Origin of the sequence: Streptomyces sp. NPDC025273 (genome assembly GCF_040638585.1) — a bacterium.
Classification (GTDB): Bacteria; Actinomycetota; Actinomycetes; order Streptomycetales; family Streptomycetaceae; genus Streptomyces; species Streptomyces cinereorectus.
Window position 1 is genome coordinate 54,449 of sequence record NZ_JBEZYP010000005.1, and the last position, 18,156, is coordinate 72,604.

At 67.3% G+C, this 18,156-nt stretch carries 10 protein-coding genes and 1 pseudogene; 2 read left to right on the forward strand and 9 right to left on the reverse strand.

From position 1 onward, the window contains the following. Nucleotides 1-57: 57 nt before the first annotated feature. A pseudogene (locus AB0F38_RS10950) lies at nucleotides 58-563 on the forward strand (helix-turn-helix domain-containing protein); the annotation flags it as partial. Between the two features lie 177 nt (nucleotides 564-740). Here the strand turns inward: AB0F38_RS10950 and AB0F38_RS10955 are convergent. Beyond that, entirely contained in the window at nucleotides 741-1,916 is a 1,176-nt protein-coding gene (locus AB0F38_RS10955) for a hypothetical protein (protein ID WP_361889998.1), read from the reverse strand. Nucleotides 1,917-2,418: 502 nt separating this feature from the next. Here AB0F38_RS10955 and AB0F38_RS10960 point away from each other — a divergent pair. Then, the gene (locus AB0F38_RS10960) at nucleotides 2,419-3,729 is read left to right on the forward strand and encodes a hypothetical protein (RefSeq protein WP_361890000.1); all 1,311 of its coding nucleotides are present in this window, start codon (nucleotides 2,419-2,421) and stop codon (nucleotides 3,727-3,729) included. Between the two features lie 179 nt (nucleotides 3,730-3,908). Here AB0F38_RS10960 and tuf read toward each other — a convergent pair whose 3' ends face one another. The 8 genes from tuf to rplJ form a co-directional block, all read right to left on the reverse strand. Beyond that, nucleotides 3,909-5,102, reverse strand: coding sequence for an elongation factor Tu (tuf, locus tag AB0F38_RS10965; protein ID WP_361890003.1), 1,194 nt, complete (start codon nucleotides 5,100-5,102; stop codon nucleotides 3,909-3,911). A 158-nt stretch (nucleotides 5,103-5,260) separates the two neighbouring features. After that, nucleotides 5,261-7,390 (reverse strand): elongation factor G, encoded by a 2,130-nt coding sequence (fusA, locus tag AB0F38_RS10970; protein WP_361890006.1) that lies wholly within the window; start codon nucleotides 7,388-7,390, stop codon nucleotides 5,261-5,263. Nucleotides 7,391-7,428: 38 nt separating this feature from the next. Continuing rightward, the gene (gene rpsG, locus AB0F38_RS10975; RefSeq protein WP_014154599.1) at nucleotides 7,429-7,899 is read right to left on the reverse strand and encodes a 30S ribosomal protein S7; all 471 of its coding nucleotides are present in this window, start codon (nucleotides 7,897-7,899) and stop codon (nucleotides 7,429-7,431) included. A gap of 2 nt (nucleotides 7,900-7,901) precedes the next feature. Then, the gene (gene rpsL / locus AB0F38_RS10980) at nucleotides 7,902-8,273 is read right to left on the reverse strand and encodes a 30S ribosomal protein S12 (protein WP_003948652.1); all 372 of its coding nucleotides are present in this window, start codon (nucleotides 8,271-8,273) and stop codon (nucleotides 7,902-7,904) included. A 658-nt stretch (nucleotides 8,274-8,931) separates the two neighbouring features. Beyond that, nucleotides 8,932-12,831 carry a DNA-directed RNA polymerase subunit beta' gene (locus tag AB0F38_RS10985; protein ID WP_361890010.1) on the reverse strand — a complete coding sequence of 1,300 codons (3,900 nt, stop codon included), beginning with the start codon at nucleotides 12,829-12,831 and terminating at the stop codon, nucleotides 8,932-8,934. A 129-nt stretch (nucleotides 12,832-12,960) separates the two neighbouring features. Further along, nucleotides 12,961-16,446 (reverse strand): DNA-directed RNA polymerase subunit beta, encoded by a 3,486-nt coding sequence (gene rpoB, locus AB0F38_RS10990; protein ID WP_361890013.1) that lies wholly within the window; start codon nucleotides 16,444-16,446, stop codon nucleotides 12,961-12,963. A 601-nt stretch (nucleotides 16,447-17,047) separates the two neighbouring features. Next, nucleotides 17,048-17,431, reverse strand: a complete 384-nt coding sequence (gene rplL, locus AB0F38_RS10995) for a 50S ribosomal protein L7/L12 (protein WP_031096333.1) — start codon at nucleotides 17,429-17,431, stop codon at nucleotides 17,048-17,050. Nucleotides 17,432-17,517: 86 nt separating this feature from the next. Next, nucleotides 17,518-18,081 (reverse strand): 50S ribosomal protein L10, encoded by a 564-nt coding sequence (gene rplJ / locus AB0F38_RS11000; RefSeq protein ID WP_329231821.1) that lies wholly within the window; start codon nucleotides 18,079-18,081, stop codon nucleotides 17,518-17,520. Nucleotides 18,082-18,156 lie beyond the last annotated feature (75 nt).

The window sequence follows — 18,156 nt, forward strand, 5'->3', positions numbered from 1 at the left end:
GGGCGCCCCGCGGCGCCTGCTACGCCCGCACCCGGACCGCCGCCCCGGGCCCAAGCACCCGAACCGGTGCCGCCGCGCGCCCTGGCACCCGAACCGGTGCCGCTGCTCCCGCCCGTCCACGTACCGGCCCGCACCGCACGCACGGCACCGCCTTCGCCGGTCCCTCGGCCCCAGGATCCGACGTCGGAGCTGCACCGGGCCGCGGCCGCGATCCTCGCCGACCTGCGCCGCAGCTCGTGCTCTCCGAGCGCGACGTCCAGGCCCTCACCCCCGGCGTCGCCACCTGGCTCGAACGCGATGCCCACCCGGACACCGTCCGCCAGGACCTCATCACCGACCTGCCCGTCCCGCCGCGGCATCCGGCGAAGCTCGTGCGGCACCGCATCAGCACGCTGCTGCCGCCACCGCTGCCCGGGTCCCGGGAAATCGCACCCGTCCGCCCCGGCGTGACCGTCGTCCCGCTCCAGAACTGCGACAGCTGCGACCGGGCCTTCCGCTCACGCCACCCGGGCCATTGCCGCGGCTGCCGGCACGAACAGGCAGACCTGCACACCGCCGCGTGACGGGCTCCACCTCCTGCGACGGGCCTCGCAGCACCAGGGGGAGGGGTATCGAATCATCACTCCACGCGAGATCTCGGGCGAGGGCGAGGCGACGGGCCGCGCACCAGAGATCCTGCTGATGCCAGGACCGCGTGGACTCGCCGTCCGGCGCAGGCTGATCGCCGTTTCCGGCCCGCCTCAGGTACGGGTGACCGTGCCGCAGGACCCGTCGGGCTGCCACTCACTGCGGTCATAGGGATCCACGTCCTGGCCGGCGGGCCTCCGATTCGGGGCGTCGCTCGGGAAGGACGGGTGCAGGTAGCCGTCGTTCACCTCGCAGGCGGCGTTCCCGAAGTTCTGCTCGGACCTGAGGACGGAGAGCTTGTCGCGCGTCGCGACGAACTTCTGCGGGTCGTGCAGCGCCGTCGTCAGGCGCCGACGCACGATCGTGCGCGTCACCTCGTCGCCGCCCGCCCTCAGCAGCGGATAGACGAAGGTGTAGTCGGCATGCACCTCCACCGAGCCCGTAGCGCCCGCTTCGAACGTCATCCGGCCCCGGGTCTTGACGACATCCCCCACCAGCCGTGCCTCGTCCGGGTCGAACCGGGTGAACATCATCAGCGGGTCGTGCTCCTCATCCGGCTGCGCGAGGGAGCGTTCGAGGAGTTCCCGCTCCCCCTGCTGCAGGGGGTCGAGCAGCTCCAGCGCTTCCCGGGGCTTCTCGCCCCGCAGCGTGACCGGATCGAGGTTGGCTTCCACGAGCAGCTGCCGGGTGGCCCGCAGCGCGTGCTCGACCTGGCCCTTGCTCATCCCACCGGACGCCTTCGCCACCGGGATCTCGATCCCGTCCACGCCGTCCGCCCAGCGCAGTGCGGGCGAGCCGCGGAACGGCTCCTGCTCAGTGGGCCTGTCGGGACCGAGCCCGTCGGCGGGCGCGGCGGTCGGCGGTGCGGTCTCGGCGGGCAGCGGCAGGGTGTCGGCCGACGGGTCCCCGCCGGGCAGGTGTTCAGTCACCAGGCTCGGCCGCATGGTGACCACCAGGGCCCCGACGACGACCAGCATTCCCAGAACGCCTGCCGCACGTCTCCGCTTCCGGGAGCCATCGTGCCCCTCCTGCCGGGCGGGACCGGTGCGCCAGCCGTCCGGTTGCCAGGAGTCCGGCTGCTTGCCCTTCCGCCCCCGGCGACCGCGCGCTGCCTCCTCGTCCAGCGCACGCAGCCGCGCGGTGACCATCCGTGCCCGGGCCGACGGCTCCTTCGGCGCCCCTGCCCCGCCCGCCTCCGCCTGCCGGACCAGTTCCGCCCACTGCTCGTCCGACACGGGAGCCGCGCCGTCCCCGCGGCCGGAAGGCCCCTCCGGCGTGTTCGTGCTCATCGTTCTGTCCACTCCCCCATGAAGTTGTCAGTGCAACTTCATGCGGCGTACCTGATCATGAACAAGGGGACGGCACACTCCGTGACCTTCTTGTGATGGTCCTGCGGCGGGACCAGCGGTCCCGTCGCCCCACCCCGCGACGCCACCACCCGGACGGGCCCAACCAGCCCCCGTGCCTTCGCACTTCGCGTACGGTGCGGTAGAGCCACCCCTCGACAGGCAGAGCTGGTCCCGCTGTCGCACGGACCACGGCGGGTGAGATCGCGGGGCTGATGCGCACATCCACAGGAGGAGCCAGGTGCGTCTGCTGATCGATGTGGTCGAGGGCGACCATTCCGATTTCTACGGCCCCTACGGCCATCGGACGGCTTGCCGGATGCGCGGGCTGGAGCCGTTCGCAAGACCGCCTCGGGCTGCGGACGACCGGTCGAGGCGGTGGCGGGACCTGCACGATGCCGCTCTGGGCAGGGCGTTCGAGGTGTCCGTGGCACCGTCGGCAACCGTGGCTGACTGCCTGGCCGCCGCTCTGGACGAAGGCCGGCGCACAGGTGCGGCCGAGCCCGTGGGGGAAGTCGATCCGGACCATCCCTGGGCCGATCGTGTGCCCCGCGTCCGGCTGGCGGACCCCGCCACGGACGAGACGCTCGACGAGCGGCTCACGCTGGATTCGTACGGCCTGGCCGACGGCGACCTGGTCGTCCTGTGCATCGAACACCCGCCGCGGGCCGCGTACAGGTTGACCCGCTCACCCAATCCCGCCGCGCTCCTGGAACGCATGCAGCTGGCGATGAACGGCGCTGCGCCCGGCAGCGGCGCCAGGCTGTGGGGCGTCCTGCTCTACACGTCCGTCGACACCGAGCTGGCGACGTACGTCCGCACGCACTTCGAGGATCTCGACGCGCTCTCCGGCCCCTCCACCCGTGTGTTCGTGGTGGAACGCCGGGCACCGTGGGCCGAGGCCCGGCGCTACTGGCGCGAGCACCTCGAGCCGGAGCTGTACCGGGTGCTGGCGTCCCTGCAGTGGCTGCGCTGGCAGCCGTACGACCCTCAGGGCGCGTACCGGATCGCCTCGCTGCTGAAGGTGGACCCCGCGCTCCTGCCCTGCCTCGTCCTGTTCAACGGCCGCCCCGGCCTGCCGTGGGGAAAGCAGAAGGTCGTCTTCCCCGTGGAGGAGGCCACTCCCCGCTACTTCCGCACCCTGTTCGGACGCATGGCCGAGGTGCTCGGCGGACAGCCCGGCACCGAGCCCGGACGGCTGGAGTACGAGGACCTGCGGACCGAGGCACGGGCCGACGGCCCGGCCGTGCTGCGTGACCTCCTGCTCCGCAGCGCCCGTGACCGGGACGAGGAGGCGTTCCGCAGGGTCGCGGACGCCCAGCGGGCGATCAGCGCGGCGCTGGAACCGAATCCCGCGCCGCACACCGGGTATCAGCTCAACCACTGCAAGGTCATTCTCACTTCGGGGGCCGCGATGACGGAGAACTTCAACTTCAACGGGCAGAACACGACGTTCGTCAACCGCCCCCAGGACACCGTCATCCAGGACTTCCAGAACCAGCACGGAACCACCCTGTGCGCCGATGATCTGCGGCAGCTCCTCGGTCTGACCCTGTCCAGCACCGATCTGTCCGACACCGAACGTGACGAGGCCGCGCAGGCGGTGCACGACCTGGCCACGCTCTCCGGCGAGCCCGACGCCGGCGCCTTCCGCCTGCGCGTGGAACGCCTCAGGGAGCTCCTCTCCGGTGCGGCCGACATCGCCCAGCCGGCGCTGGCCCTCCTCACGTCGGTCGTGGCCGCCGTGACCGGATAGCCGCCGGGCCGTCCGAGGCAGCCCCGAGTGTGCCGGTCCCCCCTCGCATCACAGCTGCGGGGGGAGAGAGCGGAACCGTCCCGCGTACGAGGAAGGGCCCCGCACCTCTCTCGCGAGAGGTGCGGGGCCCTTCTTGGTGCTCTGTGCGGAGCGACCAGGTCGGACGACCAAGCAGAGAACTACTTGATGATCTTGGTGACCTGGCCGGCGCCCACGGTCCGGCCACCCTCACGGATGGCGAACTTCAGGCCCTCTTCCATGGCGACCGGCTGGATCAGCGCGACGTCCATGAGGGTGTTGTCACCCGGCATGACCATCTCGGTGCCCTCGGGGAGGGTCACCACGCCCGTCACGTCCGTGGTACGGAAGTAGAACTGCGGGCGGTAGTTGTTGAAGAAGGGGGTGTGACGGCCACCCTCGTCCTTCGACAGGATGTAGGCCTGGGCCTGGAAGTCGGTGTGCGGCGTGACCGAACCCGGCTTGATGATGACCTGGCCGCGCTCGACGTCCTCGCGCTTGATGCCACGAAGAAGCAGACCGACGTTCTCACCGGCCTGGCCCTCGTCGAGCAGCTTGCGGAACATCTCGATACCGGTGACCGTGGTGGTGGTCTTCTCGGTCTTGATACCGACGATGTCGACGGTCTCGTTGACCTTCAGGACACCACGCTCGATGCGGCCGGTGACGACCGTACCGCGACCGGTGATCGTGAAGACGTCCTCGATGGGCATGAGGAACGGCTTCTCGACGTCACGCTCGGGCTGCGGGATGGACTCGTCGACGGCCTTCATCAGGTCGAGAACGGTCTGGCCCCACTCGGCGTCGCCCTCAAGAGCCTTGAGCGCCGAGACCTTGACGACCGGAAGGTCGTCGCCCGGGAACTCGTACTCGGAGAGGAGCTCACGGACCTCGAGCTCGACGAGCTCCAGGATCTCCTCGTCGTCCACCATGTCGGCCTTGTTCAGGGCGACGACGATGTACGGAACGCCGACCTGGCGGGCCAGGAGCACGTGCTCCTTGGTCTGCGGCATCGGGCCGTCGGTGGCGGCGACGACGAGAATGGCGCCGTCCATCTGCGCCGCACCCGTGATCATGTTCTTGATGTAGTCGGCGTGACCCGGGCAGTCGACGTGCGCGTAGTGACGCGACTCCGTCTGGTACTCGACGTGCGCGATCGAGATCGTGATACCGCGCTGGCGCTCCTCGGGAGCCTTGTCGATCTGGTCGAAGGCCGAGGCCTCGTTCAGGTCCGGGTACGCGTCGTGCAGCACCTTGGTAATGGCGGCCGTGAGGGTCGTCTTACCGTGGTCGATGTGACCGATGGTGCCGATGTTGACGTGCGGCTTAGTCCGCTCGAACTTTGCCTTCGCCACTGGGGTCCTCCTGAGTGGTTCTGTACGCCTTGCTTCATCGGCGCCAGGTGATCTTTGCTGGAATGCCGGTGCCGGGGGCATTCGCCGCGTTGCTTACGCGCTGCGACGAATGCCCGGCCGGACTCCGGTGACAAGCCTAAAGCGTGAACTCGGAAGAGTTACTCGCCCTTGGCCTTCGCGATGATCTCCTCGGCGACGTTCCGCGGAACCTCGGCGTAGGAGTCGAACTGCATCGAGTAGCTTGCGCGACCCGAGGTCTTGCTGCGGAGGTCTCCGACGTAGCCGAACATCTCCGAGAGGGGCACGAGGCCCTTCACGACGCGAGCGCCGCTGCGCTCCTCCATGGCCTGGATCTGGCCACGGCGGGAGTTGAGGTCGCCGATGACATCGCCCATGTAGTCCTCGGGCGTGGTGACCTCGACGGCCATCATCGGCTCGAGGAGCACGGGGGACGCCTTGCGGGCACCCTCCTTGAACGCCTGCGAACCGGCGATCTTGAAGGCGAGCTCCGAGGAGTCGACCTCGTGGTAACCACCGTCGAGAAGGGTGACGCGGACGCCGACCATCTCGTAACCGGCCAGGATGCCGAACTGCATGGCTTCCTGAGCACCCGCGTCCACCGAGGGAATGTACTCACGGGGGATGCGGCCACCGGTGACCTTGTTGACGAACTCGTACGAGGCGTCGCCACCCTCGATGGGCTCGAGGGCGATCTGCACCTTCGCGAACTGGCCGGTACCACCAGTCTGCTTCTTGTGCGTGTAGTCGATGCGCTCGACGGTCTTGCGGATCGTCTCGCGGTACGCGACCTGGGGCTTGCCGACGTTCGCCTCGACGCGGAACTCGCGCTTCATGCGGTCGACGAGCACCTCGAGGTGAAGCTCGCCCATACCACCGATGATGGTCTGGCCGGTCTCCTCGTCGGAGTGCACCTGGAAGGAGGGGTCCTCCTCCGAGAGGCGCTGGATGGCGACACCCAGCTTCTCCTGGTCGCCCTTGGACTTGGGCTCGATGGCGACCTGGATGACCGGTGCCGGGAAGTCCATGGACTCCAGGATCACCGGGTGCTTCTCGTCGGACAGCGTCTCACCCGTGGTGGTCTGCTTCAGGCCCATGACGGCGACGATGTCACCGGCGCCCACCGACGCGATCTCCTCACGCTTGTTCGCGTGCATGCGGTAGATCTTGCCGATGCGCTCCTTCTTGCCCTTGACCGAGTTCAGCACCGCGGTGCCGGCCTCGAGGCGACCGGAGTAGATCCGGACGAAGGTGAGCTTGCCGAGGTGCGGGTCACTCGCGATCTTGAACGCCAGGCCGGAGAACGGCTCGTCGTCCGAAGGCTTGCGCTTGATGACCAGCTCCGGGTCCTTGACGTCGTGGCCCTCGATGGCCTCGACGTCCAGGGGGGAAGGCAGGTAGCGGACGACGGCGTCGAGCAGGGGCTGGACGCCCTTGTTCTTGAACGCCGTGCCACAGAAGACGGGAGTCACGGTGACGGAGTCGGCCGTGCCCTTCGACGCGAGGGTGATCCGGCGGATCGCCTCGTGCAGCTGCTCCTCGGTGGGCTCGACGCCCTCGAGGTACAGCTCCATCATCTGGTCGTCGTTCTCCGAAACGGCCTCGAGGAGCTTGCCGCGCCATTCCTCGGCGGCCTCCTTGAGGTTGTCCGGGATCTCGACGGTGTTGTACATCTCGCCCTTGACGGCCTCTTCGGGGTATACGAAGGCCTTCATCGTCACGAGGTCGACGACGCCTCGGAAGTCGGCCTCCGCTCCGATGGGGAGCTGCATGACGATCGGGACCGCGCCGAGACGCTGGACGATCATGTCGACGCAACGGAAGAAGTCGGCCCCGGTGCGGTCGAGCTTGTTGACGAAGCAGATACGCGGCACGCCGTAGCGGTCCGCCTGACGCCAGACGGTCTCGGACTGCGGCTCGACGCCCGCCACACCGTCGAACACGGTGACGGCACCGTCGAGGACGCGGAGCGAACGCTCCACCTCGACGGTGAAGTCGACGTGACCCGGGGTGTCGATGATGTTGATGGTGTGGTCAACATCATTGAGCGGCCAGTGACAGGTCGTCGCGGCGGACGTGATCGTGATGCCGCGCTCCTGCTCCTGCTCCATCCAGTCCATCGTGGCTGCGCCGTCGTGGACTTCACCGATCTTGTACGAAACGCCGGTGTAGAAGAGGATCCGCTCAGTGGTGGTCGTCTTGCCCGCGTCGATGTGGGCCATGATCCCGATGTTGCGGACCTTGGCCAGGTCAAGCGAAGTGGTGGCCATTTGGCTCAATCTTCTCTCGGTCTCGATGGGGTAAGCGACTACCAGCGGTAGTGCGCGAAGGCCTTGTTCGACTCGGCCATCTTGTGGGTGTCCTCGCGCTTCTTGACAGCTGCGCCAAGACCGTTGGAGGCGTCGAGCAGCTCGTTCATGAGGCGCTCGGTCATGGTCTTCTCGCGACGGGCGCGGGAGTAACCCACGATCCAGCGCAGCGAGAGGGTGGCGGCGCGACCGGGCTTGACCTCGATCGGCACCTGGTAGGTGGCGCCACCGACACGGCGGGACTTGACCTCGAGCGAGGGCTTGACGTTCTCAAGCGCGCGCTTCAGCGTGATGACCGGGTCAGCGCCGGTCTTCTCGCGGAGGCCTTCCATGGCGCCGTACACGATCCGCTCGGCGGTGGAACGCTTGCCGTCGAGCAGGATCTTGTTGATCAGCGAGGTGACAAGAGGAGAGCTGTAGACCGGGTCGATGATGACCGGGCGCTTCGGGGCGGGGCCCTTACGAGGCATTCTTACTTCTCCTTCTTGGCGCCGTAGCGGCTGCGGGCCTGCTTGCGGTTCTTGACACCCTGGGTGTCGAGAGAGCCGCGGATGATCTTGTAACGAACACCCGGCAGGTCCTTCACACGGCCACCACGCACGAGCACGATGGAGTGCTCCTGCAGGTTGTGCCCCTCACCCGGGATGTAGGCCGTGACCTCGATGCCGGAGGTCAGACGCACACGCGCGACCTTACGGAGGGCCGAGTTCGGCTTCTTCGGGGTGGTCGTGAACACACGCGTGCAGACGCCACGACGCTGGGGCGAACCCTCGAGCGCGGGCGTCTTGTTCTTCTCGACCTTGTCCTGCCGGCCCTTCCGGACCAGCTGCTGGATCGTAGGCACTACTTCTCCGGTTTCTGTGTGCCGTTCGTGAAACTAACCTGGAACACTCTCCGACCCACGCGGTCGGGTGTGTCGAACACTGCGAGCTCCTGCCGTGAGGCAGGAAAAGCGCAGATTGCAGTGGCCACTTACGGACTCGCCATGCGGTTGAGGACACGCACCCGAGCCCAGGCACACTCCAGGCACAAGGCTTGAGCGTACCTACCTCACGGAGCTGGGTCAAAACAAATGCCGCGGAGCGCGGACCGCGGGCGCGCGAGGGACGGGCCGCAGGCCGGAAGCGGCTGTCTCCGGCGGGCAGCGGCACGCCCTCCCCGCAGCCGCGGGGCGCCTGAAGCGCGCGCCGACACCCTACGCACACAGCCCCGGGCCCGGCCCCGCAGGACGGCAGGGACGGGACGCGGCCGCGTCCGTGGCCGGCAGCGCCGGGCCGGTGTCCGCCGGACTCGTGGAGCGGCTGGGGGCCGGACTCCCGGGCGACGCCTACGCGTCCCGCCTCCCCCCGGCCCCGCCCAGCCTCCCGCCGGGGTCCCGCACACCGCGTGGAGGCCCAGGGAGGCCCGCTACGCGACTGCGGGACCCCGCGCCGGGCACGCCGAAGGGCGGCCACCCCGTACGCAACGGGGTGACCGCCCTTCGGTCGTATCGAGCGACCCGCTTACTGGTTGTACGGACCGTAGTCGTAGTCCTCCAGCGGAACGGCCTGGCCGGAGCCCGTGCCGAACGGCGAGTAGTCGATGTCGTCGTAGCCGACGGCCGAGTACATCGCGGCCTTGGCCTCCTCGGTCGGCTCGACCCGGATGTTGCGGTAGCGGGACAGACCCGTACCGGCCGGGATGAGCTTACCGATGATGACGTTCTCCTTGAGGCCGATCAGGGAGTCCGACTTGGCGTTGATCGCCGCGTCGGTCAGAACCCTGGTCGTCTCCTGGAAGGACGCCGCCGACAGCCACGACTCGGTGGCGAGCGAGGCCTTGGTGATACCCATCAGCTGCGGACGGCCGGAGGCGGGGTGACCGCCCTCGGTGACCACACGACGGTTCTCGGTCTCGAACTTCGAGCGCTCGACGAGCTCGCCCGGCAGCAGCTCCGCGTCGCCGGACTCGATGATCGTCACACGGCGCAGCATCTGCCGGATGATGATCTCGATGTGCTTGTCGTGGATCGACACACCCTGCGAGTTGTAGACCTTCTGGACCTCGCCGACCAGGTGGACCTGGACCGCGCGCTGACCGAGGATCCGCAGCACGTCGTGCGGGTTGGTGGCACCGACGGTGAGCTTCTGGCCCACCTCGACCGCGTCGCCCTCGCCGACCAGGAGACGGGCACGCTTGGAGATCGGGAACGCCGTCTCCTCGCTGCCGTCGTCCGGGGTGACGACGAGCTTCTTGGTCTTCTCGGTCTCCTCGATCCGGACCCGGCCCTTGGCCTCCGAGATCGGGGCGACACCCTTGGGGGTACGCGCCTCGAAGAGCTCGACGACACGCGGCAGACCCTGCGTGATGTCGTCACCGGCCACACCACCGGTGTGGAAGGTACGCATCGTCAGCTGGGTGCCGGGCTCACCGATGGACTGGGCGGCGATGATGCCGACCGCCTCACCGATGTCGACCAGCTTGCCGGTGGCGAGCGAGCGTCCGTAGCAGAAGGCACAGGTGCCGACCGCGGACTCACAGGTCAGGACCGAGCGGGTCTTGACCTCCTCGACGCCGGCGCCCACGAGGGCGTCGATCAGGACGTCACCGAGGTCGACGTTGGCAGGCGCGATGACCTTGCCGTCGACGACGACGTCCTCGGCGAGCATGCGGGCGTAGACCGAGGTCTCGACGTCGTCCGTCTTGCGAAGGACACCGTCGGCACCCTTGACCGCGATCTTCAGCTTCAGGCCGCGGTCGGTGCCGCAGTCCTCCTCGCGGATGATGACGTCCTGCGAGACGTCCACCAGACGACGGGTCAGGTAACCCGAGTCGGCGGTACGCAGGGCGGTGTCCGCCAGACCCTTACGGGCACCGTGCGTGGAGATGAAGTACTCCAGAACGGTGAGGCCCTCACGGAAGGACGCCTTGATCGGACGCGGGATGGTCTCGTTCTTCGCGTTCGACACCAGACCACGCATACCCGCGATCTGACGCATCTGCATCATGTTTCCTCGGGCACCCGAGTCGACCATCATGAAGATGGGGTTCGTCTTCGGGAAGTTCGCGTTCATCGCCTCGGCGACCTCGTTGGTCGCCTTGGTCCAGATCGCGATGAGCTCCTGCGTGCGCTCGTCCTTGGTGATCAGACCACGCTCGTACTGCTTCTGGACCTTCTCGTCCTGCTCCTCGTAGCCCTTGACGATGGCCTTCTTGGCCTCGGGGACGACGATGTCGGCAACAGAGACGGTGACCCCGGAACGGGTCGCCCAGTGGAAGCCCGCGGCCTTCAGGTTGTCGAGCGTCGCCGCCACGATGACCTTGGGGTACCGCTCGGCCAGGTCGTTGACGATCTCGGAGAGCTGCTTCTTGCCCACCGAGTAGTCGACGAACGGGTAGTCCTCGGGCAGCAGCTCGTTGAAGAGCGCGCGGCCCAGGCTCGTACGCAGCCGGAAGGTGTCACCCGGCTGGTACTCGGGCTCGCCCTCCTCGGCGACCGGCGGCACCCAGCCACGCGGCGGCATGGTGCCCACCGGGAAGCGGATGTCCACCTGCGCCTGGAGCGAGAGCTCGCGGGCGTCGAAGGCCATGGTCGCCTCGGCCGTGGAACCGAACGCCCGGCCCTGACCGATGACCTTGCGCTCCTCCTCGTCCGTGGTGAGGAAGAACAGGCCCAGCACCATGTCCTGGGTCGGCATCGTGACGGGACGGCCGTCCGCCGGCTTCAGGATGTTGTTCGAGGACAGCATCAGGATGCGGGCCTCGGCCTGCGCCTCCGCGGAGAGCGGAAGGTGCACGGCCATCTGGTCACCGTCGAAGTCCGCGTTGAACGCGGTGCAGACGAGCGGGTGGATCTGGATGGCCTTGCCCTCGACCAGCTGGGGCTCGAAGGCCTGGATGCCGAGGCGGTGCAGGGTGGGCGCGCGGTTCAGCAGCACCGGGTGCTCGGCGATGACCTCTTCGAGGACGTCGTACACGACGGTGCGGCCACGCTCGACCATGCGCTTGGCCGACTTGATGTTCTGCGCGTGGTTCAGGTCCACCAGGCGCTTCATCACGAACGGCTTGAAGAGCTCCAGCGCCATCGCCTTCGGCAGACCGCACTGGTGCAGCTTGAGCTGCGGACCGACGACGATCACGGAACGCGCGGAGTAGTCCACGCGCTTGCCGAGGAGGTTCTGACGGAAACGGCCCTGCTTGCCCTTCAGCATGTCGCTGAGGGACTTCAGGGGACGGTTGCCGGGACCGGTGACCGGGCGACCGCGGCGGCCGTTGTCGAACAGTGCGTCGACGGCCTCCTGCAGCATCCGCTTCTCGTTGTTCACGATGATCTCGGGGGCACCGAGGTCAAGGAGACGCTTGAGGCGGTTGTTGCGGTTGATCACACGGCGGTACAGGTCGTTCAGGTCGGAGGTCGCGAAGCGGCCACCGTCCAGCTGCACCATCGGACGCAGGTCCGGCGGGATGACCGGCACGCAGTCGAGCACCATGCCCTTGGGCTTGTTGCTGGTCTGCAGGAACGCCGAGACGACCTTGAGGCGCTTGAGCGCACGGGTCTTCTTCTGGCCCTTGCCGGTCCGGATGATCTCGCGGAGGCGCTCGGCCTCCTCGTCGAGGTCGAAGGACTCCAGGCGCTTCTGCAGGGCGGCAGCACCCATGCAGCCGTCGAAGTACGTGCCGAAGCGGTCACGCAGCTCGCGGTAGAGCAGCTCGTCGCCCTCGAGGTCCTGGACCTTGAGGTTCTTGAAGCGGCTCCACACCTCGTCGAGACGGTCGATCTCGCGCTGCGCGCGGTCGCGCAGCTGCTTCATCTCACGCTCGGCACCTTCGCGCACCTTGCGGCGCACGTCGGCCTTGGCACCCTCGGCCTCGAGCTCGGCCAGGTCGGTCTCGAGCTTCTTGGCGCGGTTCTCGAGGTCCGAGTCGCGACGGTTCTCGACCTGCTGGCGCTCGACGGAGACGTGTGCCTCCAGCGACGGGAGGTCGCGCGTGCGGCGCTCCTCGTCGACGAACGTGATCATGTACGCGGCGAAGTAGATGACCTTCTCGAGGTCCTTCGGCGCGAGGTCCAGCAGGTAGCCCAGGCGTGACGGGACGCCCTTGAAGTACCAGATGTGGGTGACGGGAGCGGCAAGCTCGATGTGGCCCATGCGCTCACGGCGCACCTTGGCGCGCGTGACCTCGACGCCACAGCGCTCACAGATGATGCCCTTGAAGCGGACACGCTTGTACTTGCCGCAGTAGCACTCCCAGTCCCGGGTAGGACCGAAGATCTTCTCGCAGAAGAGTCCGTCCTTCTCGGGCTTGAGCGTGCGGTAGTTGATGGTCTCCGGCTTCTTCACTTCGCCGTGGGACCAGGTCCGGATGTCGTCCGCGGTGGCAAGGCCGATCCGCAGCTCGTCGAAGAAGTTGACGTCGAGCACTTGTCGTCAATCCCTCTTTCGGGGGTTCGAGCCCCCTCGCTTCACGCGAGAAATCGGGGCACTTCAGCAATGGTCTGAACGGGTCCGGGGAGAGCCGGCCGGATCACAGGGATCCGGCCGGCCAACCCGTCAGACCTCTTCGACGCTGCTCGGCTCGCGCCGGGACAGGTCGATACCGAGCTCCTCCGCCGCGCGGAAGACGTCCTCGTCCGTGTCACGCATCTCGATGGACATGCCGTCCGAGGACAGCACCTCCACGTTGAGGCAGAGCGACTGCATTTCCTTGATGAGCACCTTGAAGGACTCGGGAATGCCGGGCTCGGGGATGTTCTCGCCCTTGACGATCGCCTCGTAGACCTTCACGCGGCCGGTCACGTCGTCGGACTTGATCGTCAGCAGTTCCTGGAGGGCGTATGCGGCGCCGTAAGCCTCAAGGGCCCACACCTCCATCTCACCGAATCGCTGCCCACCGAACTGCGCCTTACCACCCAGCGGCTGCTGCGTGATCATGGAGTACGGGCCGGTCGAACGGGCGTGGAGCTTGTCGTCGACCAGGTGGTGCAGCTTGAGGATGTACATGTAGCCGACCGAGACCGGCTCGGGGAACGGCTCGCCGGAGCGGCCGTCGAACAGGTTGGCCTTGCCCGAGGGCTGGACCAGCCGGTTGCCGTCGCGGTTCGGGATCGTGGCCTCGAAGAGGCCGGTGATCTCGTCCTCGCGCGCACCGTCGAAGACGGGCGTGGCGACGTTGGTGCCGGGTGCGACCTGGTCGGCGCCGATGGCCTGCAGGCGCTTGGCCCACTCGTCACCGAGGCCGGAGACGTCCCAGCCGCGGCTGGCGAGCCAGCCGAGGTGGATCTCCAGGACCTGTCCCGGGTTCATTCGGGACGGGACACCCAGCGGGTTGAGGATGATGTCGACCGGGGTGCCGTCCTCCAGGAACGGCATGTCCTCGATCGGCAGGATCTTGGAGATGACGCCCTTGTTGCCGTGACGGCCGGCGAGCTTGTCACCATCGGTGATCTTGCGCTTCTGCGCGACGTAGACGCGGACCAGCTGGTTCACGCCCGGCGGCAGCTCGTCGCCCTCTTCGCGGTCGAAGACGCGGACGCCGATGACCTTGCCGATCTCGCCGTGCGGGACCTTCAGCGAGGTGTCGCGCACCTCGCGCGCCTTCTCACCGAAGATCGCGCGGAGCAGGCGCTCCTCCGGGGTCAGCTCGGTCTCACCCTTGGGCGTGACCTTGCCGACGAGGATGTCGCCGGCGACGACCTCGGCACCGATACGGATGATGCCGCGCTCGTCGAGGTCGGCGAGGACCTCTTCGGAGACGTTCGGGATGTCCCGGGTGATCTCCTCCGGGCCGAGCTTGGTGTCACGGGCGTCGACCTCGTGCTCCTCGATGTGGATCGAGGAGAGGACGTCGTCCTGCACGAGGCGCTGCGACAGGATGATCGCGTCCTCGTAGTTGTGACCCTCCCACGGCATGAACGCCACGAGCAGGTTCTTGCCGAGCGCCATCTCACCGTTCTCGGTGGCAGGCCCGTCGGCGAGGACCTGGCCCTCGATGACCCGGTCGCCCTCGGAGACGACGACCTTCTGGTTCACCGAGGTGCCCTGGTTGGAGCGCGAGAACTTGGCGATGCGGTACGTGGTGTACGTGCCGTCGTCGTTGGTGACGGTGATGTAGTCCGCGGAGACCTCCTGGACCACACCGTCCTTCTCGGCCTTGAGGACGTCACCGGCGTCGGTGGCGCAGCGGTACTCCATGCCGGTGCCGACGAGCGGCGCCTCGGACTTGATGAGCGGCACCGCCTGACGCATCATGTTCGCGCCCATGAGGGCACGGTTGGCGTCGTCGTGCTCCAGGAAGGGGATCATCGCGGTCGCGACGGACACCATCTGGCGCGGCGAGACGTCCATGTAGTCGACGTCGTCACCGGGGATGTAGTCGACCTCTCCGCCACGACGGCGGACCAGGACGCGGGGCTCGGTGAACCGCATGTCCTCGGAGAGCGTCGCGTTCGCCTGGGCGATCACGAAGCGGTCTTCCTCGTCGGCGGTGATGTAGTCGACCTCGTCGGTGACCTGGCCGTCGACGACCTTGCGGTACGGCGTCTCGATGAAGCCGAACGCGTTGACGCGGCCGTACGAGGCGAGCGAACCGATCAGACCGATGTTCGGGCCTTCGGGGGTCTCGATCGGGCACATGCGTCCGTAGTGGGACGGGTGCACGTCACGGACCTCGAAGCCGGCCCGCTCACGGGAGAGACCACCCGGGCCGAGAGCCGACAGGCGGCGCTTGTGGGTGAGACCCGACAGCGGGTTGTTCTGGTCCATGAACTGCGACAGCTGGCTGGTGCCGAAGAACTCCTTGATGGAGGCGACGACCGGCCGGATGTTGATCAGGGTCTGCGGCGTGATCGCCTCGACGTCCTGGGTCGTCATGCGCTCACGCACGACGCGCTCCATGCGGGCGAGACCCGTACGGACCTGGTTCTGGATGAGCTCGCCGACGTTACGCAGACGACGGTTGCCGAAGTGGTCGATGTCGTCGGTCTCGACGACGATCGTCCGGCCGGACTCGCCGACGGTCTCGAGCTCACCGGCGTGCAGCTTCACCAGGTACTTGATGGTCGCGATGATGTCGTCGCTGGTGAGGACACCGGCGTCGAGCGGCTCCTCGGCGCCGAGCTTCTTGTTCACCTTGTAGCGGCCGACCTTCGCGAGGTCGTAGCGCTTCGGGTTGAAGTAGAGGTTCTCGAGCAGCGTCTGAGCGGCCTCGCGCGTCGGCGGCTCGCCGGGGCGCAGCTTGCGGTAGATGTCGAGCAGCGCGTCGTCCTGGCCCTGGGTGTGGTCCTTCTCCAGGGTGGCGCGCATGGACTCGTACTCGCCGAACTCCTCGAGGATCTGCTCGGTGGTCCAACCGAGGGCCTTCAGGAGAACGGTGACGGACTGCTTGCGCTTGCGGTCGATGCGGACACCGACCATGTCGCGCTTGTCGATCTCCATCTCCAGCCAGGCACCCCGGGACGGGATGATCTTGGCGGAGAAGATGTCCTTGTCGGACGTCTTGTCGATGGAGGAGTCGAAGTAGACACCCGGCGAGCGGACCAGCTGCGACACGACGACACGTTCGGTGCCGTTGATGACGAAGGTGCCCTTGTTGGTCATGAGCGGGAAGTCGCCCATGAAGACCGTCTGGGACTTGATCTCGCCGGTCTCGTTGTTGGTGAACTCGGCCGTGACGAAGAGCGGCGCGGCGAACGTGAAGTCGCGCTCCTTGCACTCGTCGATGGAGTTCTTCGGGGGCTCGAAGCGGTGGTCGCGGAACGTGAGCGACATCGACCCGGAGAAGTCCTCGATCGGCGAGATCTCCTCGAAGATCTCTTCCAGGCCGGACTTGGTGGGGACGTCTTGTCCGCTGTCCAGAGCAGCCTCGACGCGAGCCTTCCAGGCGGCATTGCCGAGGAGCCAGTCAAAGCTCTCGGTCTGCAGCGCGAGGAGGTTCGGAACCTCGAGGGGTTCCCTGATCTTTGCAAAAGAGATGCGCAGCGGGGCGGTGCTGGCACCGTTGTTCGTATTCGAGGTCGAGGCGTTGCGCGAGGCGGCCAAGAGGGGGTCCTTCCGAGGGCTCGGACTCACTACGCGCGTACCGGCCCCAAGCCGCACACAGAGACAGAAATCCCAAGGTCAGGGAATGGTCGGTCATCGATGCTAGGCGTGGGCATGCCCCTGGTGACGGGCAGGAGGCAGCTAACAGGCAGCGCAAAGGGTCAGTGTAGCCAAGCGGCACACTGATGTCCAGTCGGGGTTCTCAGAGACCCACGTTGCTCTCAACAGCTTGTTCTCAACACCTATGAATAGCCCTCGCGCGGGGTGCGCTCTTCTTTACTGCCCTCTTCGTTCTCGATCCATGCCTCGGATCCGGATCGAGATGACGACGCGTCCTGAGAATTGCGCGCCGCGTGCGGTTCGTCAAGGCCCCGAGGCCGGGACGGATCCCCGGCGATCTTCACCTGGGCCCCCAGGACGCCCGTTGACGCCCCCTGGGAGACGCACGGCGAAGATCACCCTACTCGTCGCCGCCGGAAGTTCAAGGCAGCCTCCTGGGGCACGCCAAAGGGCGACCACCCGGATGGGTGATCGCCCTTTGCGATGTGACATCCCCGCCTCGCGGCAGAGAGGGTCCTGAGGAGTCAGACGACTCGCAGGGTCACTTGACCTCGACGGAGGCGCCGGCGGCCTTGAGGGACTCGGCAGCCTTGTCAGCGGCCTCCTTGGCGACCTTCTCGACGACCGGCTTCGGGGCGCCGTCGACGAGGTCCTTGGCCTCCTTCAGGCCCAGCGAGGTCAGCTCACGCACGACCTTGATGACCTGGATCTTCTTGTCGCCGGCAGCCGTGAGGATGACGTCGAACTCGTCCTGCTCGGCCTCGGCCTCGGCGGCGGGGCCGCCCTGGGCGGGACCGGCGACGGCAACCGCGGCAGCGGCGGTGACGTCGAACTTCTCCTCGAACGCCTTAACGAACTCGGAGAGCTCGATGAGGGTGAGCTCCTCGAACTGGGCGAGCAGGTCTTCCTGGCTGAGCTTCGCCATGATGGCGTCCTTCCACTAATTCGGCAGGTGCCGGATGTATATGTAGGCGGGCGTACGGGCCCGCTGCGAGCCGTGGACGCGGAGTGTTACTCCGCCACCTCGGCGTCGGCGGGAGCCGGCGTACCGGCACCGCCCTGCTCGGCCTTCTTGGCGCGAAGAGCTTCCGCGGTGCGGACGAACTTCGACGGCAGAGCCTGGAAGAGCTGCGCAGCCTGAGTCTGCTTGCCCTTCATGGCGCCGGCCAGCTTGGCGAGCAGAACCTCGCGGGACTCGAGGTCCGCGAGCTTCTTGATCTCATCGGCGGACAGCGCCTTACCGTCAAGGACACCGCCCTTGATGATGAGGTTGGGGTTGTCCTTGGCGAAGTCACGAAGACCCTTCGCCGACTCCACCGGGTCACCGGTGATGAAGGCAACCGCCGTCGGACCTGCGAACAGGTCGTCCAGCGTGTCGATCCCGGCCTCGTTGGCCGCAATCTTGGTCAGCGTGTTCTTCACCACGGCGTACTGGGCGTTCTCACCGAGCGAACGACGCAGCGTCTTGAGCTGCGCCACGGTGAGACCCCGGTACTCGGTCAGCACAGCGGCGTTCGAGCTGCGGAACTGGTCCGTCAGCTCGGCTACCGCGGCAGCCTTGTCGGGCCTTGCCATGAGCGTCGGCCTCCTTCCGGGTGATGAGGACCGCTCAGAAGGGGCCGGGAAAGACGAAACGCCCCGGCGCAGGCG

What these genes read in the sequence shown, in the direction of transcription:
- AB0F38_RS10955 (WP_361889998.1), bottom strand. Translation starts at nt 1,916, where the DNA reads ATGAGCACGAACACGCCGGAGGGGCCTTCCGGCCGCGGGGACGGCGCG.
- fusA (WP_361890006.1), bottom strand. Translation starts at nt 7,390, where the DNA reads ATGGCCACCACTTCGCTTGACCTGGCCAAGGTCCGCAACATCGGGATC.
- rpsG (WP_014154599.1), bottom strand. Translation starts at nt 7,899, where the DNA reads ATGCCTCGTAAGGGCCCCGCCCCGAAGCGCCCGGTCATCATCGACCCG.
- rplL (WP_031096333.1), bottom strand. Translation starts at nt 17,431, where the DNA reads ATGGCGAAGCTCAGCCAGGAAGACCTGCTCGCCCAGTTCGAGGAGCTC.
- rplJ (WP_329231821.1), bottom strand. Translation starts at nt 18,081, where the DNA reads ATGGCAAGGCCCGACAAGGCTGCCGCGGTAGCCGAGCTGACGGACCAG.